The 20,741-nt window shown below is 64.2% G+C and carries 21 protein-coding genes and 1 tRNA gene; 11 read left to right on the top strand and 11 right to left on the bottom strand.

Annotated elements, in window-relative coordinates; translation table 11 throughout:
* Positions 1–34 precede the first annotated feature (34 nt).
* Positions 35–496 carry a MarR family winged helix-turn-helix transcriptional regulator gene (locus BJA_RS03725; RefSeq protein WP_038965150.1) on the bottom strand — a complete coding sequence of 154 codons (462 nt, stop codon included), beginning with the start codon at positions 494–496 and terminating at the stop codon, positions 35–37.
* 152 nt (positions 497–648) lie between these two features.
* On the opposite strand from BJA_RS03725, the gene BJA_RS03720 reads away from it, so the two are divergent.
* The 8 genes from BJA_RS03720 to BJA_RS03685 all read left to right on the top strand — a co-directional run bounded on the left by BJA_RS03720 (position 649) and on the right by BJA_RS03685 (position 8,077).
* Complete coding sequence (locus BJA_RS03720) at positions 649–1,074, top strand: organic hydroperoxide resistance protein (RefSeq protein ID WP_011083560.1); 426 nt, start codon at positions 649–651, stop codon at positions 1,072–1,074.
* Positions 1,075–1,252: 178 nt separating this feature from the next.
* Entirely contained in the window at positions 1,253–2,455 is a 1,203-nt protein-coding gene (locus tag BJA_RS03715) for a CaiB/BaiF CoA transferase family protein (RefSeq protein ID WP_011083559.1), read from the top strand.
* 372 nt (positions 2,456–2,827) lie between these two features.
* A complete protein-coding gene (gene ugpB / locus BJA_RS03710) occupies positions 2,828–4,144 on the top strand; it encodes a sn-glycerol-3-phosphate ABC transporter substrate-binding protein UgpB (RefSeq protein WP_011083558.1) in 1,317 nt (438 codons plus the stop codon).
* Positions 4,145–4,193: 49 nt separating this feature from the next.
* Entirely contained in the window at positions 4,194–5,075 is an 882-nt protein-coding gene (ugpA, locus tag BJA_RS03705; protein ID WP_011083557.1) for a sn-glycerol-3-phosphate ABC transporter permease UgpA, read from the top strand.
* On the top strand, positions 5,075–5,923 hold the full coding sequence (ugpE, locus tag BJA_RS03700; protein ID WP_011083556.1) for a sn-glycerol-3-phosphate ABC transporter permease UgpE: 849 nt from the start codon (positions 5,075–5,077) through the stop codon (positions 5,921–5,923). Before ugpA ends, ugpE begins: the two co-directional genes overlap by 1 nt.
* A gap of 20 nt (positions 5,924–5,943) precedes the next feature.
* Complete coding sequence (locus BJA_RS03695) at positions 5,944–7,029, top strand: sn-glycerol-3-phosphate import ATP-binding protein UgpC (RefSeq protein WP_011083555.1); 1,086 nt, start codon at positions 5,944–5,946, stop codon at positions 7,027–7,029.
* 298 nt (positions 7,030–7,327) lie between these two features.
* Complete coding sequence (locus BJA_RS03690; RefSeq protein ID WP_011083554.1) at positions 7,328–7,753, top strand: Hsp20 family protein; 426 nt, start codon at positions 7,328–7,330, stop codon at positions 7,751–7,753.
* A gap of 51 nt (positions 7,754–7,804) precedes the next feature.
* Entirely contained in the window at positions 7,805–8,077 is a 273-nt protein-coding gene (locus BJA_RS03685; protein ID WP_011083553.1) for a DUF1150 family protein, read from the top strand.
* 132 nt (positions 8,078–8,209) lie between these two features.
* Here the strand turns inward: BJA_RS03685 and BJA_RS03680 are convergent, their stop codons facing one another.
* Positions 8,210–9,322, bottom strand: a complete 1,113-nt coding sequence (locus BJA_RS03680; protein ID WP_011083552.1) for a tetratricopeptide repeat protein — start codon at positions 9,320–9,322, stop codon at positions 8,210–8,212.
* A gap of 210 nt (positions 9,323–9,532) precedes the next feature.
* Between BJA_RS03680 and BJA_RS03675 the strand changes: the two genes are divergently transcribed.
* A complete protein-coding gene (locus tag BJA_RS03675) occupies positions 9,533–10,033 on the top strand; it encodes a GNAT family N-acetyltransferase (protein WP_236842290.1) in 501 nt (166 codons plus the stop codon).
* A gap of 29 nt (positions 10,034–10,062) precedes the next feature.
* Here the strand turns inward: BJA_RS03675 and ptsN are convergent, their stop codons facing one another.
* The 7 genes from ptsN to BJA_RS03640 all read right to left on the bottom strand — a co-directional run bounded on the left by ptsN (position 10,063) and on the right by BJA_RS03640 (position 16,649).
* Positions 10,063–10,524, bottom strand: coding sequence for a PTS IIA-like nitrogen regulatory protein PtsN (gene ptsN / locus BJA_RS03670; RefSeq protein WP_011083550.1), 462 nt, complete (start codon positions 10,522–10,524; stop codon positions 10,063–10,065).
* 222 nt (positions 10,525–10,746) lie between these two features.
* Positions 10,747–11,358 carry a ribosome hibernation-promoting factor, HPF/YfiA family gene (hpf, locus tag BJA_RS03665; RefSeq protein ID WP_011083549.1) on the bottom strand — a complete coding sequence of 204 codons (612 nt, stop codon included), beginning with the start codon at positions 11,356–11,358 and terminating at the stop codon, positions 10,747–10,749.
* 156 nt (positions 11,359–11,514) lie between these two features.
* On the bottom strand, positions 11,515–13,128 hold the full coding sequence (gene rpoN / locus BJA_RS03660) for an RNA polymerase factor sigma-54 (protein ID WP_011083548.1): 1,614 nt from the start codon (positions 13,126–13,128) through the stop codon (positions 11,515–11,517).
* A 91-nt stretch (positions 13,129–13,219) separates the two neighbouring features.
* Positions 13,220–14,218: an LPS export ABC transporter ATP-binding protein gene (gene lptB, locus BJA_RS03655; protein WP_011083547.1), complete on the bottom strand. Its 999-nt coding sequence runs from the start codon at positions 14,216–14,218 to the stop codon at positions 13,220–13,222.
* 221 nt (positions 14,219–14,439) lie between these two features.
* Complete coding sequence (locus BJA_RS03650; protein WP_038965157.1) at positions 14,440–15,150, bottom strand: LptA/OstA family protein; 711 nt, start codon at positions 15,148–15,150, stop codon at positions 14,440–14,442.
* A gap of 5 nt (positions 15,151–15,155) precedes the next feature.
* On the bottom strand, positions 15,156–15,890 hold the full coding sequence (lptC, locus tag BJA_RS03645; RefSeq protein ID WP_011083545.1) for an LPS export ABC transporter periplasmic protein LptC: 735 nt from the start codon (positions 15,888–15,890) through the stop codon (positions 15,156–15,158).
* 144 nt (positions 15,891–16,034) lie between these two features.
* A complete protein-coding gene (locus BJA_RS03640) occupies positions 16,035–16,649 on the bottom strand; it encodes a ribonuclease D (protein ID WP_011083544.1) in 615 nt (204 codons plus the stop codon).
* Positions 16,650–16,994: 345 nt separating this feature from the next.
* On the opposite strand from BJA_RS03640, the gene BJA_RS03635 reads away from it, so the two are divergent.
* Entirely contained in the window at positions 16,995–18,266 is a 1,272-nt protein-coding gene (locus BJA_RS03635) for an MFS transporter (protein WP_011083543.1), read from the top strand.
* An 86-nt stretch (positions 18,267–18,352) separates the two neighbouring features.
* Here the strand turns inward: BJA_RS03635 and BJA_RS03630 are convergent.
* Positions 18,353–18,439 (bottom strand) — tRNA-Leu (locus tag BJA_RS03630).
* Positions 18,440–18,589: 150 nt separating this feature from the next.
* Between BJA_RS03630 and BJA_RS03625 the strand changes: the two genes are divergently transcribed.
* Positions 18,590–19,555, top strand: coding sequence for a complex I NDUFA9 subunit family protein (locus BJA_RS03625; protein WP_011083542.1), 966 nt, complete (start codon positions 18,590–18,592; stop codon positions 19,553–19,555).
* Positions 19,556–19,775: 220 nt separating this feature from the next.
* Here the strand turns inward: BJA_RS03625 and BJA_RS03620 are convergent, their stop codons facing one another.
* Positions 19,776–20,582: an undecaprenyl-diphosphate phosphatase gene (locus tag BJA_RS03620; protein WP_011083541.1), complete on the bottom strand. Its 807-nt coding sequence runs from the start codon at positions 20,580–20,582 to the stop codon at positions 19,776–19,778.
* Positions 20,583–20,741 lie beyond the last annotated feature (159 nt).

Genomic DNA, 20,741 nt, shown 5'->3' with positions numbered 1-20,741 from the left:
GCAGGGCGAAGGCGGGCTTTGAATTAAATCTCAACTACTCCCCGATCACCGCATTGAGCCGGTCGCGCAGCGCGACGATCTCGTCTTTCATCGCCACCAGCTCCGACACCGAGCAGTCCGACGCCGCCAGGATCGACTGCGGCACGGCGCGCGCCTTGTCTTTCAGCGCGTGGCCCTGCGGCGTCAGCGCGATCAGCACCTGGCGCTCGTCCTCGCTCGAGCGGGTGCGCTTGACGAGGTGGGCGGCCTCGAGGCGCTTCAGCAGCGGCGTCAGCGTGCCCGAATCCAGAAACAGCCTCTCCCCGATGTCCTTGACCGGCACGTCGTCGCGCTCCCACAGCACCAGCATCACCAGATATTGCGGATAGGTCAGGCCGAGGCGGTCGAGCAGCGGCTTGTAGACGCGATTGAAGGCGTGCGCGGCCGAATAGACCGCGAAGCAGATCTGGTTGTCGAGCCGCAGCGGCGCGTCCGCTGCCGATGGTTTCCGAGCCATGGAGAATCTCACGAGGTTTGTCCGCATTGTGGGGCCGCGCCGCCGTACATTCAATTGCGAACAATTAAATGTGAGACGTCGCAATTTCAATTGCGCACAATCTAATTGTCTGCGATAGAGATCGCACCCCACCGAAACCCAGGGAGACGAAAATGTCCGTGAACGTCCTTTACAAGACCAGCGCAAAAGCCACCGGCGGCCGCGACGGCCATGCTGCGACCCTCGACGGCGCGCTCGACGTCAAGCTCACCACGCCGAAGGAGCTCGGCGGCGGCGGCGGCGCCGGCAACAATCCCGAGCAGCTGTTTGCGGCCGGCTACGCCGCCTGCTTCATCGGCGCGATGAAGTTCGTGGCCTCGCAGGGCGGCCCGAAGGTTCCCGCCGACGCCGCCGTCACCTCGACCGTCGGCATCGGCCCGCGCTCCGAAGGCGGCTTCGGCCTCGACATCGACCTCGCCGTCTCGCTGCCGGGCCTCGCCCGTGCCGAAGCCGAGGCGCTGGTCGCGAAGGCGCACCAGGTGTGCCCCTATTCCAATGCCACGCGCGGCAATGTCGACGTTCGCCTGACGGTCGTCTGATCAAACGGCGGATTGGCTGGCCCGGGATCCCCCTCGGGCCGGCCGCTTCCGTTTGAATTTGCCACCTCGCGGGATGGCCGCGCCGCGGCGCATACGGCTCCACGCCCGGCGCCATTGCTGGCGCAAAAAAACCTCGCTAGGCCTGTGATCCAACGATCGACACAGGGGAAGCGAAGGCATGACTGAAGCCGTTATGGGTGCAATGAGCGGACTGCGCGTCATCGATCTCACGCGCGTGCTCGGCGGCCCCTACTGCACCCAGATCCTCGCCGACCATGGCGCCGACGTGATCAAGGTCGAGCCGCCCGCCGGCGACGAGGTGCGCGACTGGGGCCCTCCCTTCCACGACGAGGACGCGGCCTATTTCATCGGCATCAACCGCAACAAGCGCTCGATCGGCCTCGACCTCGCCTCCGAGGGCGGCCGCGTCGTGCTGCTCAAGATGCTGGAGACGGCCGACGTCCTGATCGAGAATTTCAAGCCGGGCACGCTGGAGAAATGGGGCATCGGCAACGAGGTGCTGCGCGAGAAATTCCCGCGCCTCGTGCATTGCCGGATCTGCGGCTTCGGCGCCGACGGCCCGCGCGGCGGCAATCCCGGCTATGACGCCATCATCCAGGCCATGACCGGCATGATCGCGGCGACCGGCTCGCCCGAGAGCGGGCCGATGCGGATCGGCGTGCCGCTGGTCGACATCACCACCGGCCTCTATGCGGCGATCGGCATCCTGATGGCGCTGTCGGAGCGGCAGCGCTCGGGCAAGGGCCAGTTCCTGGAGACCACGCTGTACGAGACCGGCCTTGCCATCATGCATCCGCACACCGCGAACTATTTCATGCATGGCAAGCCGCCGGGCCTCACCGGCAACGAGCATCCGAATCTCGTGCCTTACGCGATCTTCCCGACCAAGACCGACAACATCTTCATCGGCGTCGGCAATGACGGCACCTTCCGCAAGCTCGCCAACGAGATCGGCAAGCCCGAACTCGGCACCGATCCGCGCTTTGCCCGCAACAAGGACCGCATCGCCAATCGCGAGGCGCTGCGCGCCGAGCTTGCCGCGGTGTTCAGCCAGCACGAGGCCGAGCCGCTCTGCAATCGCCTGCTCGCGGCGGGCCTGCCCGCAGGCCCGGTGCAGAAGATCGACCAGGCGTTGACGAACCCGCACACGATCTACCGCGGCGATATTATCGAGAAGGACTGGTACAAGGGCGTCGCCTCGCCGATCCGGCTCGATCGCAGCAAGCCGAGCCTGCGCCGGCTGCCGCCGAAATTCAGCCAGCACTCGGCGGAGGTGCTGGGCGAGTTCGGATATTCCAAGGCCGAGATCGACGCGATGGTCGAGAAGGGCACGGTCTGCGGCCCCGAGCGCAAGCGCTAGGGCAACGATGCTGCGCTCCCTCTCCCCCCTGCGGGAGAGGGTTGGGGAGAGGGTGTCTCCGCAATGGGACAATCCCCCAGAGGAGAGAGCCCTCACCCCCGCGCCTTCGGCGCGACCTCTCCCGCAAGCGGGAGAGGTTTTGGAGCCCGCGGCCTGATCGTCGACCTCACACGAGCAATGCCGCACTGCGGCGCGACCCACGCGTGTGCAGCGCGAACGGACGAGGCTGTCCGCGTCGCATTCGCCTATTTGACGGCTTCCCTTTTCCAGCGCTTGCCGCTTTCGTTTCGGCCGCTTACACAGTCATGTGAACGTCATATGGCGCTGCTAGCGCAAGCGCTTCTTTATTGACGGCCAAGGGAGGTTTTCTTGATGGCACTTCGACACTTTGGGGCGGCTGCCGCATTTGCAATCACGGTCGGCATGTCGGCCTCGCCGGCCCTGGCCGTGACCGAAATCCAGTGGTGGCACGCGATGACCGGCGCCAACAACGACGTCATCGTCAAGCTTGCCACCGACTTCAACGCGTCGCAGAGCGACTACAAGGTCATCCCGACCTACAAGGGCAACTATCCCGACACGATGAACGCGGGCATCGCCGCGTTCCGTGCCGGCAACGCGCCGCACATCATGCAGGTGTTCGAAGTCGGCACCGCGACCATGATGGCCGCGACCGGCGCCGTGAAGCCCGTCTACAAGCTGATGGCCGACGCCGGCGAGAAGTTCGATCCCAAGATCTATCTGCCCGCCATCACCGGCTACTACTCCACGTCGAAGGGCGAGATGCTGTCGTTCCCCTTCAACTCGTCCTCGACCGTGATGTGGGTCAACCTCGACGAGTTCAAGAAGGTCAACGCCGAGATCCCGAAGACCTGGCCCGAAGTGTTCGAGGTCGCCAAGAAGCTGCACGACAACGGTCATCCGACCTGCGGCTTCTCCGGCTCATGGATCACCTGGGTCAACCTCGAGCAGCTCTCCGCCTGGCACAACGTGCCGCTCTCGACCAAGGCGAACGGCCTCGACGGCTTCGACACCAAGCTCGAGTTCAACGGCCCGCTCCAGGTCAAGCATCTCGAGAAGCTGGTCGAACTTCAGAAGGACAAGACCTACGACTACGCCGGCCGCACCAACACCGGCGAAGGCCGCTTCACCTCGGGTGAGTGCGCGATCTACCTGACCTCGTCGGCCTTCTTCGGCAACGTCAAGGCACAGGCCAAGTTCAACTTCAACGCCGTGCCGATGCCCTATTATCCCGACGTCAAGGGCGCGCCGCAGAACTCGATCATCGGCGGCGCTTCGCTCTGGGTCATGGGCGGCAAGTCGGCCGAGGAATACAAGGGCGTCGCGAAATTCCTGACGTTCCTCTCCGACACCGATCGCCAGGTCTACATCCACAAGGCCTCCGGCTATCTGCCGATCACCAAGGCGGCCTATGAGAAGGCCAAGGCCGAGGGCTTCTACAAGGACCAGCCCTATCTCGAGACCCCGCTGCTCGAGCTGACCAACAAGGAGCCGACCGAGAACTCGCGCGGTCTGCGCCTCGGCAACATGGTGCAGCTGCGTGACGTCTGGTCGGAAGAGATCGAGCAGGCGCTGGCCGGCAAGAAGACCGCCAAGCAGGCGCTCGACGCCGCTGTCGAACGCGGCAACACGATGCTGCGGCAGTTCGAAAAGACCGCTGTGAAGTGAGGCATTGAAGCGGCAGGCCGCGACCCGGCCTGCCGCTTCTGCTGACATCATGCAAAAGCAAGCCATTTTCCAGTCAAAGCTATTGCCTTACGCGCTGGTTGCGCCGCAGCTCGCGATCGTCCTGATTTTCTTCTACTGGCCGGCCTTGCAGGCGGTGATCCAGTCCTTCCTGCTCCAGGATGCCTTCGGTCTGTCGAGCACCTTTGTCTGGTTCGACAATTACATCGAGCTGTTCAGGGATCCCGCCTATTTCGAGGCGATCGTCCGGACGTTCTTCTTCTCGTTCGCGATCGCCGTGTCGTCGCTGTCCTTTGCGCTGCTGCTCGCCGTCATGGCCGACAAACCGCTGCGCGGCTCGATGCTCTACCGCACGCTCCTGATCTGGCCCTATGCGGTCGCGCCGCCCGTGGTCGGCGTGCTCTGGATCTTCATGCTGCATCCCTCGCTTGGCGTGCTCTCGCGCTATCTGCGCAGCCTGGGCGTCGACTGGAATCCGCTGCTCGACGGCAACCAGGCCGCAGCGCTGATCATCCTCGCCGCCGCGTGGAAGCAGATCTCCTATAATTTCCTGTTCTTCCTCGCCGGCCTGCAAGCCATCCCGAAAAGCGTGCTCGAGGCCGCTGCGATCGACGGCGCGCGGCCGATGCGGCGGTTCTGGACCGTGACCTTCCCGCTGCTGTCGCCCACGATCTTCTTCCTGCTGGTCGTCAACATCGTCTACGCCTTCTTCGACACCTTCGGCATCATCGACACCATGACCCGCGGCGGGCCCGGAACATCGACGGTCACGCTGGTCTACAAGGTCTATTCCGACGGCCTGCTCGGCGGCAATCTCGGCAGCTCGGCGGCGCAATCGGTGATCCTGATGGTCATGGTCATCGTGCTGACGGGAATCCAGTTCCGCTTCGTCGAACGCAAGGTGACCTACTGATGGTCGAGGACGAGGGCATCAGGCGCTACGTCGCCCATTTCATTCTCTGGATCGGGATCGCGATCGTCGCATTCCCGGTCTACATCGCGATCGTCGCCTCGACCCAGGACAACGCACTGATCGCGAACGGGCAGATGTCGCTGCTGCCGGGCGGGCACTTCTTCGAGGTCTACTACCAGACCATCTTCGTCGGCACGAGCGGCTCGACCCGCGAGCCCGTCGGCAACATGATGCTCAATTCGCTGGTGATGGCGCTGGCGATCGCGATCGGCAAGATCGCGATCTCGATCATCTCGGCCTATGCGATCGTGTATTTCCGCTTTCCGTTCCGGATGCCGATCTTCTGGATCATCTTCATCACCCTGATGCTGCCGGTCGAGGTCCGCATCTATCCGACCTACAAGATCGTTGCCGATTTGCACATGCTCGACAGCTATGCGGGCCTGTCGCTGCCGCTAATCGCGTCCGCCACCGCGACGCTGCTGTTCCGCCAGTTCTTCATGACCGTGCCGGACGAATTGCTGGAGGCCTCGCGCATCGACGGCGCCGGTCCCTTGCGCTTCTTCTGGGACACGCTGCTGCCGCTGTCGCGCACCAACATGGCGGCGCTGTTCGTGATCCTGTTCATCCTCGGCTGGAATCAATATCTCTGGCCGCTGCTCATCACCACCCGCGACGACATGCAGACCATCCAGGTCGGCATCCGCAAGATGATCACCACCACCGACGCGCTGACCGAATGGCCGATCGTGATGGCGACCGCCGTGCTGGCCATGCTGCCGCCGGTGTTCGTCGTCGTCGCCATGCAGAGACTGTTCGTGCGCGGCCTGGTCGAGACGGAAAAGTAGGTTCTTGGAAGTGAGTTTTCATGGCTAACGTCACCCTGCGCAATGTCCGCAAGACCTACACCGGCGGCTTCGAGGCCATCAAAGGCGTCAACGTCGATGTCGCCGACGGGCAGTTCTGCGTGCTGGTCGGCCCCTCCGGCTGCGGCAAGTCCACGCTGCTGCGCATGGTTGCGGGGCTCGAGACCGTCACCGGCGGCGAGATCGACATCGGCGGCCGCGTCGTCAACCAGATCGAGCCCGCCGATCGCGACATCGCGATGGTGTTCCAGAACTACGCGCTCTATCCGCATATGAGCGTCTACAACAACATGGCTTACGGCCTGCGCAACCGCGGCATGGCGGAAGCCGAGATCAAGACCCGCGTCGAGGAAGCCGCGCGCGTGCTCGAGCTCACATCGATGCTGGAGCGCAAGCCGCGCCAGCTCTCCGGCGGCCAGCGCCAGCGCGTCGCGATGGGTCGCGCCATCGTGCGCCAGCCGAAGGTGTTTTTGTTCGACGAGCCGCTGTCGAACCTCGATGCCAAGCTGCGCATCGCGATGCGCGTCGAGATCCGCAAATTGCAGCGCCGGCTCAACACGACCTCGATCTACGTCACCCACGACCAGCTCGAGGCGATGACGCTCGCCGACGTTCTCGTCGTGATGAACGGCGGACAGGTCGAGCAGGTCGGCAATCCCTTGGCGATCTACGAGAAGCCGGCCACGACCTTCGTCGCCTCGTTCATCGGGGCACCGCCGATGAATCTGATGTCGACGCGCTCCGACGAGATCAAATCGCAGCTCGGTGGCAGTGCGGCTGAGGCCGGCGTCCTCGGCATCCGTCCGGAAGATTTCGTCATCACCGACCAGACCCCGGCCGGCGGCGTCGCCCTCCCGCTCACGGTGGAAGCGATCGAGCGCGTCGGCGCCGAGACCTTCGTCTACGGTTCCCGCGAGCAGGAAGACCAGCGCGTCGCCGCCACGCCCGGCGAGCTGCCGCCCGGCGAGGTCATCGTCCGCATCCCCGGAACCGAAGCCCCCACCATCGGCGCGAGAATCCGCGTCGCCGCGATACGGCCGAAGCTGCACCTTTTCAGCGGCGACGGGCGGACGCGGCTGGAGGCCTGAGCGGTTCCGCGGGGCCGCTCGATCAAAAACCGCGAAAACAACCCCATGCACAGTAGAAGGGGCCTGTTTTCATTGGGATAAATCGTCGGTCAGATTCGTCATGACCCGGGGCTGCTCCCGGCTACGATGATCCTGGAGCATCTATGCGATGTTGGGCCAGGCGCCGCTGGAAGCAATGAATCCATAGCCCAGCGCTACGTCCTTGAACCACCACGGGGATATGCCCATATTGCTGACCAAGGGGCGCCGCTTCCGGGCCCTGAAATGCCAAAGTCGCTTCGAGAGGACTTTGTAAACTATGTCTCGTGTTCCCACGCTTTCCAGTCCGTTCCTTCTGGGCTTCGACGAGATCGAGCGCGTGCTCGATCGGGTCGTCAAAGGCGCCGACGGTTACCCTCCCTACAATATCGAGAGGTGCGACCGGTCGGACGGCCAGCCCGAGCGTTTGCGCATCACGCTGGCGGTCGCCGGATTCACGCGCGACCAACTCGATGTAACCATTGAGGAAAACCAGCTCGTGATCCGCGGGCGGCAGCAGGACGACAAGACCCGGCAATACATCCATCGCGGCATCGCCGCGCGCCACTTCCAGCGCACCTTCGTGCTGGCGGAGGGGATGCTGGTGCTGGGTGCGGATCTGAAGAACGGGTTGTTGTCGATCGACCTGGCCCGGCCTGAACCGGAGAGGATCGTTAAGACAATCGCTATCAATGAGCACGAATAATGGAACGAGTAGCGGACTCGACCGCTTAGTTTCTGTGAAGGAGTCGAGACCATGAGTGAAGGTCACGTTGCGTTCGAATACGAAGCCAAGAACGTCTCTCCGGAGACGCTGGCAACCCTCGGCGAAGGCCATATCGCCTATGTGAAGCAGATCCGCTCCGAGGACGTGCCTGGGCTATTCCCCGAGGCTCCGAAGATTGCGCCCGGCCTGAAGCTCTTCGCGCTCCACGCCGCCGATGGCACGCCGATCATGCTGACCGACAGCCGCGAAGCCGCGGTCGCCAACGCCTGGAGCAACGAGCTGCAAGCCGTCAGCGTGCACTGAGCGCACGCGCGTCGCACGAATAGGATTTCAGCGGGCATGCCTTCGCACGAAGGCGTGCCCGTTTCTATTTGGGCGACAGATCGCCTGCACTCTCGCAATGACGGAGTGTGAGGCTACTGCCCTACCCACGCGTCATTTCAGAAAGCCAAGCCCTTCGCGCGCGGTGTCGGTGGCCCATTTATCGGTCGGCGGCAGCGCGAGCACGCTGTTGAAATCCGCGCGCGCATGTTTGGCGTCGGACATCATCATGTAGAGCAGGCCGCGATTAGCCAGCACATCCTGGTTTTTGGGATCGAGTCGAAGCGCCTCGTTGTAGTCGGCGAGCGCGCGATCGTGCTGTCCCATGTCGCGAAACGCAGCGGCGCGATTGTTGTAGGCCGTGGAATTTCCCGGCTGAAGCCTGATCGCTTCGTCGAAATCGGCGATGGCATGTTTGTCGTCGCCCTTCTTGTGCCAGGCGACGGCGCGCGCCAGATAGGCCTTCACGAAAGCCGGAGCGATCCGTGTGACTTCGTCAAACTCCCGGATGGCCCCATCGGGGTCGTCCTTTTTCACGAGGACGACGGCCCGGCAATAATGGCCGCCGGCACTCCCGGGCTCCAGACGGACCGCGCTGTTGCAGTCGTCGAGAGCCTCGTCGATCTCGCCTTTGTCGAAATGGACGGCGCTTCGCAGCTCGTAGGGCCACGCGGCCGCCGGATTCCGCTGCATGGCCTCGGTGTAATCGGCGACGGCGTGATCGGTGTCGCCCTTCGCCGCATACGCCTCCCCTCTCATGACAGTCGCAAAATAGGCTTGTTTGGGATTGCGTTCGATCGCCTCGGTGAACCCGGCGATCGCGAGATCGAAGTCGCGCCTGTTGAAATATTCCTGCGCCCGCGATGTGTAAGACGGTCCGTAGCCGGGATCGAGGCGAATGGCCTCGTTGTAATCGGCCATGGCGCGATCGCGATCGCCTTTGGCAGAATAGGCGCGACCGCGGCAGTTATAGGCCCGCCCGAAATTCGGATCGATCCGTATCGCAGCGCTGCAGTCCTCGAAGGCGCGGTCCTTGTCCCGCTTCATGTACCAGGCTTCGCCACGCAGCTCGTAAGCGACCGCATTGGTCGGGTCGGCTACAATGATCTCGGTCTTTTCCGCGATGACGCGGTCGTTGGATGCCTCGTCGGCATGGGCCATGGCCGTGGCGGCGATGGTGACCGAGCAAAGCAGACCGAAGACCCGGCCGATCGAACCGCAAACCATATCTCAAAACTCCTGCGCCGAAGCCGTGCCGGTCGCCGGTGGATATGGTGACGAAATATCACAGCGCCCGGCTGCGAAATAAGTCGCAGACGGCGCGGCTTCGGTTCGAACGGGTGAGGGTTACGCCGCAGGCGCCGCCACAGGTTCGGGCAAGCAAACCTGTGCCGGTTTTGCTTTGCATCTCGCGGCTGGTAGATCGTCGCCATGAACATGATCGCACCCGTCCCGGTCACCAAATTCGAGATTTCGTCCGGCACACCGCTTTGTGACGCCCTGCTTGCGCTCAACAACAGCCACGCAGAGGAGTTGTCATGGCTCGAGCGCGAGCGGCTGCAAGACCTCGTCGCGCAAGCCTTCTACGCCCGCAGGATCGGCAATCTCGATGCTTTCATGATCGCATTGGATCAGGACGGACAATACGACAGCCCGAACTTCCTGTGGTTTCGATCCCGCTACGCGCGCTTTGTCTATGTCGACCGGATCGTGGTCGCAGCTTCCGCTCGAGGCATGGGATGCGCGCGCCGGCTTTATGCCGACCTGTTCGATCGCGCGGCCGAGGCCGGGTACGATCGCATTGTCTGCGAAGTTAACCAGCAGCCTCCGAATCCGGCGTCGGATGCCTTTCGCGCTGCATTGGGATTTGCCGAGGTCGGCCGCGCAAGCATCCACAAGGGCAGCAAAACGGTACGCTATCTGTCGCGCACCCTCTAAACGCACTCAAGAAAGCAGATCGGGCGGCCTTAGGCCGCGGTCGCCGGCGGCAGCGCGAGCACCGAGTAGATCGCCTGCGCGTCGCGCGAGGCGCGCAGCTTCTTGGCGATGTCCTGGTCGCGCAACAGGCGGGCGATGCGGGCGAGCGCCTTGAGATGATCGGCGCCGGCCCCTTCGGGGGCGAGCAGCAGGAAGACGAGATCGACCGGCTGGCCGTCCATCGATTCGAAATCGATCGGGCGATCGAGGCGCGCGAACAGGCCGAAGATCTTTTCCAGCTTGGGCAGCTTGCCGTGGGGAATCGCGACGCCATAGCCGACCGCGGTGGTGCCGAGCTTTTCCCGCTGCAGCAGCACCTCGAACACGGCGCGCTCGTTCTGTCCGGTCAGCTCGGCAGCCTTGGCAGCGAGCTCCTGCAAGGCCTGCTTCTTGCTGTTGACCTTCAATGCCGGGAGAATCGCCTCGGGTGCGACCAGATCGGTAATCGGCATGGAGGGTTTCCGAGGTGAATTAAACCGTCAGGTTCCGAATTGGCCAGCTTGGAGAGAAACCACGCCGGGCCGGCGTCAAGAAGGTGAAGCAGGAGGGGGACTTAGCCCCGGTCCTGATGTGGGGCGCTTCTACTCCAACGCAATCCCGGTGCCAACTCCTGCGTGCGGCTTTGCCCCGGTCATTGTTAAGGCCTGCGGATCGTACGGGGCCCGAATCCGGCCCTAACCGCCCGCTTTGCCATCTGCCTTGCCTCCGGGCGGGTCGACCCAGCCCACATTGCCGTCGGCCCGGCGGTAAATGATGTTCACCCGGCCGCTGGAGCCATGCTGGAACACCAGGCAGGGTGCCCCGCTGAGGTCGAGTTCCATGACGGCTTCGCTGACCGACAGCTGCTTCAGCGAGGTGGTTGCCTCGGCGATGATCACCGGGCTGTAGCCGGTGACCTCGTCCTCGTCCTCACCCTCGCCCGGCGCTTCCAGCACGTAGCTGGTGGCGTCCATGGCCGCGAGAGCGGCGGAGGCGACATGGGCCTTGCGGGCCGAGCGGTCCTTGAGCCGGCTCTTGTAGCGCTTGAGCCGCTTCTCGATCATCACGAGCGCCTGGTCGGCGCTGGCATAGGCATCCGGCGCGTTCGAATCGGCCTCCAGCGTAATTCCCGAATCGAGATGCAGCGCGCAATCGGTCCGGAAGCCGAAGCCATCCTTGCTCAGCGTGATGTGGCCGGAATAATTGCCGTCGAAATATTTGCGCAGGACCTCTTCGGTCCGGTCGGAAACGCGGCCGCGCAGGGCCTCGCCGACACTGACGCTCTTTCCCGAAATGCGGAGAGTCATGTGAACCTCACCTGGTTAGGTTCTTGTCTGCGCGTGATCCATGCGGACAACCGCTGCACACCTGGCGCTGGCGCGGCCCTCCGGGTCCGGATCATGCGCGCGCATGGATCGGTCTCGATGGGAGATTGAGAGTAGCGCGATTTGGCGCCAGCGCAATCAGGCCGGCTCGGGGTTGCGGGAGCGATCGGACATTGCGGTAGAGAGGACGTTACCAAGAGCGCTCTGCTTGTCGCGGCGACGTTGCACCGAGGAAGGAATGCGCATGGCTTCGCGGTACTTCGCGACCGTGCGGCGGGCAATATCAATGCCCGAAGCGCGTAACCGTTCCACGATGGTATCATCCGACAGGATCGCGGCCGGCGCTTCCGAATCGATCAGCTGCTTGATGTGGTGGCGCACGGCTTCGGCCGAATGCGCCTCGCCGCCGTCGGCCGAGGCGATCGAGGCGGTGAAGAAATATTTCAGCTCGAACGTGCCGCGGTTGGTCGCCATGTATTTGTTGGCAGTGACGCGCGACACCGTGGATTCATGCATCTGGATGGCGTCGGCGACGGCCTTCAGGTTCAGCGGCCGCAAATGCGCGACGCCATGGGTGAAGAAGCCGTCCTGCTGGCGCACGATCTCGGTTGCAACTTTCAGGATGGTGCGGGCGCGCTGGTCGAGCGCGCGAACGAGCCAGGTCGCGTTCTGGAGCGCGTCGGTGAAATAGGACTTGTCGCCGTCCTTGCCGATCTTCTTCGACAGCTCGGAATAGTAGGTCTGGTTGACCAGCACGCGCGGCAAGGTGTCGCTGTTGAGCTCGACATGCCAGCCGCCATCCGGACCCGGACGGACATAGACATCGGGCACCATGGTCTGGAGCCGCGCCGCGCCGAATTTCATGCCGGGCTTGGGGTTGAGACGGCGGATCTCGCCGATCATGTCGGCGATGTCCTCGTCGTCGACGCCGCAAACCTTGCGCAAGCCCGCGATGTCGCGCTTGGCGAGGAGATCGAGATGCTCGACCAGCGCCTGCATCGCCGGGTCGTAGCGGTCGAGCTCGCGGAGCTGGATCGCCAGGCATTCGCTCAAATTGCGCGCGCAGACGCCGGGCGGATCGAATTTTTGCAGCACGGCCAGGACGTCCTCGACCTCCTGCTGCGAGGCGCCAAGTCGCTCGGCGGCCTGGCCGAGATCCGGCGGCAGATAGCCGGCCTCGTCGACGAGATCGATCAGGTACTGGCCGATCATGCGCTGTGCGGGTGCGGTGAATGCGACCGAGAGCTGCTCGGCGAGATGATCGCCGAGCGTGACCTCGGCGGCGACGAACGCCTCGAGATTGTAGTCCTCGTCGCCGGAGGCGCCGCCGCCCCATTCCGTGTAGGTGGTCGGCGCGGCGTCCTGGGCGTTGCGCGCCGCGGCCTCGGCCGGCTCCTCGGAGAAGACGTTGTCCAGGCCCGTGTCCAGGGTCTGCTCGATCTCGGCGCGGGTGCCGAGATCCTTGCTCATCCATTCTTCCTGGCCCGGCTCGAACGCCTCGCCCGGACCCCCGCCCGGCTCGTCGTTGTGGCCGCCGTCGGAATCGCTGAACTGGCCGGCCTCGGCCGGGGCTTCGCCGCCGGAGGCCTCGTCATTGGCCCGCTCCAGCAGCGGATTACGCTCGAGTTCCTCTTCCACGAAGGTCGTGAGATCGAGATTGGACAATTGCAGCAGCTTGATCGCCTGCATCAGCTGCGGCGTCATGACCAGCGACTGCGATTGCCGGAACTCTAATCTCTGCGTGAGCGCCATGAAGCAAGAACCGATCCCAAAAAGTTGGTCCGATTTTTGCTTATCCTAGTCTGAGCCTGATGTACACGTCTTGACGTAGCGCAAAAACAGGCTAGAGGCGGAATTCCTCGCCAAGGTAAAGGCGGCGAACGTCCGGATCGGCGACGATCTCATCCGGGCTGCCCTCGGTCAAGATTTCCCCGGCATAGACGATATAGGCACGATCGGTGAGGCCGAGCGTCTCGCGCACATTGTGGTCGGTGATGAGTACGCCGATGCCGCGATTGGTGAGATGGCGGACGAGATCCTGGATGTCGCCGACCGCGATCGGATCGATGCCGGCGAAGGGCTCGTCGAGCAGCATGTAGTTCGGACGCGTCGCCAGCGCGCGCGCGATCTCGACGCGGCGCCGCTCGCCGCCGGACAACGCGATCGACGGTGATTTGCGCAGGCGCGTGATGTTGAATTCGTCGAGCAGCGAGTCGAGCTGCTGCTCGCGCTTCTTGCGCGAAGGCTCGACCACTTCGAGCACGGCGCGGATATTCTGCTCGACGGTGAGGCCGCGGAAGATCGAGGCTTCCTGCGGCAGATAGCCGATGCCGAGCCGCGCGCGCTGATACATCGGCAGCTTGGTGACGTCGTGGCCGTCGAGCTCGATCGCGCCGCGATCGGCCTTGATCAGGCCGGTGATCATGTAGAACACGGTGGTCTTGCCGGCGCCGTTCGGACCGAGCAGGCCGACCGCCTCGCCGCGGCGCACATAGATGCTGACGCCGCGCACCACCTGGCGGCTGCCGAAGGCTTTTTCCACGCTATGCACAGCCAGGAAGCCCGGCCGCTTCAGAAGCTGCGGCCCGCCGGCGCCGTTCGGCCTGGCGGCGGCCCTGACCGGGTGGACCGCCTGCGCCCGCGGCGGCTCGGTTTGATAATCGGCCTGAAAGTGGTCGGGCGCGTGCATCGGCTGGTCCCGGGCGATCGGCGGCGCGTCGCGCACGGGGCTCGCCACCAGCCCGCCGACGCTGTCACCGAGCGCGGTGATGTCCTGACGCGCAAATCCTGGCCGGCCGCGCTTGGCGGGGCGCCGACGGAACATGCTGAAAAGATCGACCATCCCCGCCTTCTAGCCTCGCGCAGTTTTTGCGCGGTCTTCGCGCGATCTGCCGCGGCGGCGTTACGATTCGCCGACGCAGCATGGGTGAAGGGATGTCTCATGCCCAGTGAAACACGCCCGATAAGCGGAGGACCCCGCTTCGAAAGCCCTGCGCGCTAGATACAGTCTCGCCGGGCAAGCTTCAACCTCGGATCGGGAGCGCCCGACACAAGCTGTTGAATTTACTTCGGTTTAGTTGCGCCGGGCAATTGCAGGGCTGGACCTGAGCCAGGGCCCGCCTGCGTTCCGCACTTGCTGTTCTGGTCGAACAGGCCCCGTACCTTGCCGCTGTCCGACTCCACCCGTGAGACGCCTGTGGTCATGTCGACCACCAATCGGTCACCCTGTAGCACGTTCTTGCACTGCGTCAGGACCACCTGACCCGTGCCGCCGAGCATGGTGATGAGGTTGGTCTTGGTGTCGAACACGGCGGTGTCGCCGGTGACCACCTGGTCCTTCTGGGTGACCACGACATTGCCGCGCGCCTCCAGCCGCTTGATCGAGGAACTGCCGCCCGGGCCCGGCGTCGCCGACTGCATCGGGGCCGCCTTGGCTCCCTTCGCCGCGGGCTGCGGCGTCGCCGGCTTGTCGCCGCCGGATTCGTAGAACACCACCAGCGTCTTCGAGGTCATGGTGGTGTCGCCCTGGATGACCTTCACGTTGCCGGCGAAGGTCGCCTCCTTCTTCTTGTCGCGCATCTCGAGCGAAGCGGCCTCGATCTGGATCGGCTGATCGCGGTTCTGCGAGAAGCCCTGCATCGCATTCGGCACGCCTTGCATCGTGCTCTGTGCGATCGCCGCGCCCATTGCCATCAGCGCGACAGTGGCGGCAAGCGCGGCCGCACCGATGGCGGCGCACCGTTTGCTGTCGTTGCGCGGGAAAAACCTGATCATGAAAATCACTTTGAATTGGCGGACTTGTTCTGCGGCGTACGTGTCTTCACCGGCGGCGTCGGCTCGGCCGGCGCGGGCTGAGCAGCGGCGGGGTCATCCAGCTTGTCCAGATGCATCACCACATTGCCCTCGAAGCGGATGAGATCGCCGCCTTCCGTGATGCGCAGCCGATCCGCGGTCAGCGTGCCGTTGGTCAGCTTGACGTCGACACGTTCGTCCGACGAGACCGTGCCCTTGCCCATGTCGACGAAGGCCGAGTTCAGCCGCGCCTCATAGCCGGTCGAGGTGCGCAGAAAGATGTCCTTGTGCAGGTCGAGCTGCTGCTGCTTGTTGTCGAAGCGGCCGGTGCGGGCATCAAGGAACAGGGTCGATTGATCTTCCATCAGGACCTTTGCGCGAAGGTCCGAGAGATCGACATGGTCGGGGTCGGTGATGTCCTGCGTCGCGGTCTTGGCCCAGAGCTCGTACGGCCGCCGGTCCGGCGTGTAGCCGGCGAGGTGCGGCGATTCCATCGTGATCTTGGTGCCCGATACCACCAGGTTTCCGGAATCGAGCGGCAGCTTCGGCAACAGCATGCGAAATGGATTGAAGATCGAGACGCCGACGATGGCGGCCAGGGACAACAGCACCGCGCCCGGGACCGCGACGCGCAGAATCCGCACCAGGCGGCTGTGGCGCGCCGCGCTGGCAAACTTCGCCGCAAGCGCGGCGTCGTAGGTGGGATTCTGGGCCGAATTCACCTGGGCTCCTGAGGTGTCGCTCGCCTGGTCCGGTCAAGTGCGCGCCATTGTACCCGGCGCCGCCTGAATATGCAGCCTCGGACAGGCCGATACGAAAGTGTCCGAAACGGGGCGATTGGCCCAACCTAGCCGCCCGTCGAGGTGTCAGGAATGCGCGAAAATGTCCTCTTCCGCCCAGCCCTGGAGGTCGAGCAAGGCGCGGGTCGGCAGGAAGTCGAAGCAGGCCTTCGCCAGCCCCGTACGGCCCTCACGGACCAGCATGGCGTCGAGCCGCTCGCGCAGGGCGTGCAGGTGCAGCACGTCGGAGGCGGCATAGGCGAGCTGCGGCTCGGTCAGGCTGTCGGAGCCCCAGTCGCTGGATTGCTGCTGCTTGGAGAGGTCGACATTGAGGACCTCGCGCACGAGGTCCTTGAGGCCGTGGCGGTCGGTATAGGTGCGGGTCAGGCGGGAGGCGATCTTGGTGCAATAGATCGGTCCGGTCATGACGCCGAAGCTCTGGTACAGCACCGCGACGTCGAACCGCGCGAAGTGGAAGATCTTGGTGATGGCGGGATTGGCCAAGAGCGCCTTCAGGTTCGGCGCGTCGGTGTGGCCCTTGGGGATCTGCACGACGTCGGCACTGCCGTCGCCGGGCGAGAGCTGCACCACGCAGAGCCGGTCGCGGTGCGGGTTCAGCCCCATGGTCTCGGTGTCGATCGCCACCGCTCCGGTGTAGCGGGACAGGTCGGGCAGGTCGCCGCGGTGCAGGCGTACGGTCATGGCGTTTCAAAACCTCGGGTCGAATCGGTCTGTCGGCACAATAGGCTAATTCGGATTGCCCGCGATGTAGCCATTGCGGGCCGTCCGCGCAACCGCGGTCATGCCCTCACGCGCCCCGGCAGATCGCCGCCAAGCATCTCGCGGCAGGTGCGTGGCATGCGATCAAGGCTGCGAGCGGAGATGGACGGCTTCCGGCCCCCGGGCTGTTGCATGGATCCCACAACCCGGCGCGAGCTTCATGGTCCGGCACAACTTGCGTCATGCGCCCCGTGAAAATCGTCCCCACCCACCCCATCTGTTGCCGATCCCCCGCGCCCTTGCCCCGCTCACCACGAATGAGATGTCATGACCGAACAGACGCTCGCAGCGCCTATCGACGATCAACAGGACCGCCAGCGCGGCTTTTCGCGCTACCAGGCGCTCCTCATCGCGCTGCTCGCGTTCACACAGTTCACGATCATCCTCGATTTCATCATCATGTCGCCGCTCGGCGCCATCCTGATGCCCGCGCTCGACATCACGGCCACCCAATTCGGCGTCGCGGTGTCGGCCTACGCATTCAGCGCGGGACTGTCGGGTATCTTGGCCGCCGGCTTTGCCGACCGCTTCGACCGCAAGCGCCTGTTGCTGTTCTTCTATGTCGGCTTCACGCTCGGCACCCTGCTCTGCGCAATGGCGCAGACCTACCATGTGCTGCTGCTCGGCAGGATCGTGACCGGATTGTTCGGCGGCGTGATCGGCTCGGTCGTGCTGGCCATCATCACCGACCTGTTCCCGCTGCATTTGCGCGGCCGCGTGATGGGATTCGTCCAGACCGCGTTCGCCGCGAGCCAGGTGCTCGGCATTCCCGCCGGGCTGTTTCTCGCCAATCACTGGAACTGGCATGTCTGCTTCGCCGCGATCGTCGGCCTGTCGATCGCGGCGATCGCCATCATTGCCTTCGCCATGGAGCCGGTCGACGCGCATCTGCGGCTGAAGCAGGACAGGAACCCGTTCCACCATCTGATCGCGACCGTCGCACAGAAGCGCTACACGCTGGCCTTCGCGGTCACGACATTGCTGGCGACGGGCGGGTACATGCTGATGCCGTTCTCCAGCGCCTACACCGTGAACAATCTCGGCATCGACATGCTGCATTTGCCGACGATCTATCTGGTCTCCGGCCTGTTCAGCATCGTCACGGGCCCGCTGGTCGGCCGGGCGAGCGACGCGTTCGGCAAATATCCCACATTTGTCTTCGGCAGCGTGGTGTCTGTCATCATGGTGCTGATCTACACCCATCTCGGCCACGTCTCGCTCGCGACCGCGATCCTCGTCAACGTCCTGATGTTCGTCGGCATCTTCTCGCGCATGATCCCGTCGCAGGCGCTGATGTCGGCGATCCCCGACCCCAGCCAGCGCGGCTCGTTCAGCGCGATCAGCGCCTCACTCCAGCAGCTCTCCGGCGGGCTCGGCTCGATGCTCGCCGGCGCGATCATCGCGCAAGCGCCGGACGGCTCGCTGATCCATTTCGACCGGATCGGCTACGTCGTCGTCGCATCGGCGATCGTGTCGCTGGTCGCGATGTATTTTGTGCAGAAGGCGGTGGCGGAGCGGGCGGGGAAAAGGGTGGTCTGAGGGCGGGCGGATTTGTCCCGCTAGGGATCTTCGCGACGGCAACGCAGACCGGGAGCGGCCCCATTTTGGGTCCAGATCCCGCAAAATGGTGCCCAGGAAAGGACTCGAACCTTCACGGCCGTTAAGCCACTGGCACCTGAAGCCAGCGCGTCTACCAATTCCACCACCTGGGCATGCCGTTTGGGGCACGGAGGCGGTTACTACGGTTCGGTGACGCCGTTGTCAATTCATGCTTGAGCCATGTTTCGGCTTGCGGATTGCGCATCGCAAACCGGCTCGATACAAGCCTCGTCAGGCGCACTCTCCCTCAGGAAAAGATCCCCATGGCATCGAATCTGGAAACTCTCGTCACGGTTTTCGGCGGATCGGGGTTTTTGGGCCGAAATGTCGTCCGGGCGCTGTGCAAGCGCGATTACCGGGTCCGGGTCGCGGTGCGGCGGCCGGAACTGGCTGGATACCTCCAGCCCTCCGGCAAGGTCGGCCAGGTCCATGTGGTGCAGGCCAACCTGCGCTACCCCGCCTCGGTCGAGGCGGCGCTGCGTGATTCGGATGTCGTGATCAACCTGGTCGGCATCCTCACCGAGAGTGGCAAACAGAGCTTCGACGCGGTCCAGGCCAAGGGCGCCGAGACGGTCGCCAAGGCGGCGGCCGCCGTAGGGGCCCGCCTGGTGCATGTCTCGGCGATCGGCGCCGACGCGGAATCGCCCTCGCGCTATGCCAAGGCCAAGGCGGCCGGCGAGGCGGCGGTATTGGCCGCGGTGCCCTCGGCCACGATCTTCCGCCCGTCCGTGATGTTCGGCCCCGAGGACCAGTTCACCAACCGCTTTGCGGCGCTGGCCCGGATGTCGCCGGTGCTGCCGCTGATCGGCGGCGAGACGAAGATGCAGCCGGTCTATGTCGGCGATGTCGCCACCGCGATCGCCGATGCGGTCGACGGCAAGGCCAAGGCGGGCGCGACCTACGAGCTCGGCGGGCCGGAAGTGCTGACCATGCGCGAGATCATCGAGGCCATCCTCGAGATCACCGCTCGCAAGCCGACGCTGGTGCCGCTGCCGTTTGGGCTTGCCCGCTTCCAGGCCAACTTCCTGCAATTCGCGCCGGGCGCGTTCAAGCTGACGCCCGACCAGGTCACGCTGCTCCAGCGCGACAATGTCGTGTCGGATGCGGCGAAGGCGGCTGGGCTGACGCTGGAAGGCCTAGGCATCACGGCGGATTCGCTGGAAGCGATCGCTCCGCAATATCTCTGGCGCTTCCGCGCCGCCGGGCAGTTCCAGCGCATGAGCATTTGAGCCCCGCTTAGGCCGCGGGCTCGGTTAACCTCTCCCGCTCGCGGGAGAGGTCGGCGCGTTCCGGGCGATGCGAAGCATCGTCCCGCGCGCCGGGTGAAGGCTTTCTCGTCATCGCGAGTCTCTCTGCGGAGAGACCCTCTCCCCAGCCCTCTCCCGCAAGCGGGAGAGGGAGCGCACCGTCCTTGCGGCAAGGACCGGCGCGTCAGCAAGCTTTCGAGAGTTATCGCCCCAACGCCAGCGCGATCAGGCCGAGCGTGCCGACGATGACGCGCCACCAGGCGAACACCACGAAGCCGTGGCGGGTGACGTATGTCAAAAACGTCTTCACCACGATGACCGCGGTGATGAACGACACCACGAAGCCGATCGCGACGATGCCCATGTGGTCCATCGTCATCTCGGAGCGGTTCTTGTAGAAGTCGTAGGCGAACGCGCCGATCATGGTGGGGATCGCGAGGAAGAACGAGAACTCCGCCGCCGCGCGCTTGTCCGCGCCCAGCAGCATGGCGGCGACGATGCTGGCGCCGGAGCGCGATACGCCCGGGATCATCGCCACGCACTGCGCGATGCCGATATAGAGATACATCAGCAGCGGAAACCGGGTGGCGTCATGCTCGCGCGGCTTGAGGTCGAGTTTGTCGACCCAGAGCAGGATGGCGCCGCCGACGATCAGCGTGAAGCACACGACCCACGGATTGAACAGCACGCTCTTGATGTACTTGCCGGCGACGAGGCCGACCACGACAGCCGGCAGGAACGCCACCAGCACGCCGATCACGAAACGGCGCGAATAGGTGTCGCCCGTGAAGAAGCCGATCACGACATCCCACAGCTTCTTGAAGTACAGCCCGACGATCGCGAGGATCGCACCGAGCTGGATCAGAACCGTAAACGAATCCCAGAAGGCGCCTTCGCCGAGATGAAAGAAGCGCTCCGCAAGCAGGAGGTGGCCGGTCGAGGAAACGGGAAGGAACTCGGTCACACCCTCGATGATGCCGAGGATCACTGCCCGTATTGCATCTGACATATTTACGGTCCATTTCCGCTGGAAAAGCGGGGTTCTTCTCGCCTATTCGCCTTCATGCTGCAATCGCAAAATACGACATCACGCTCTTGCTTCGCGGTTTTGAAGGACTAGTGTGGCGCCGCACAAACATTGATGGATTCTTAAGCACCATCAAATAGT

Origin of the sequence: Bradyrhizobium diazoefficiens USDA 110, assembly GCF_000011365.1 — a bacterium.
GTDB classification, from domain to species: Bacteria; Pseudomonadota; Alphaproteobacteria; order Rhizobiales; family Xanthobacteraceae; genus Bradyrhizobium; species Bradyrhizobium diazoefficiens.
This window is presented reverse-complemented; position numbering and strand designations above follow the sequence as displayed.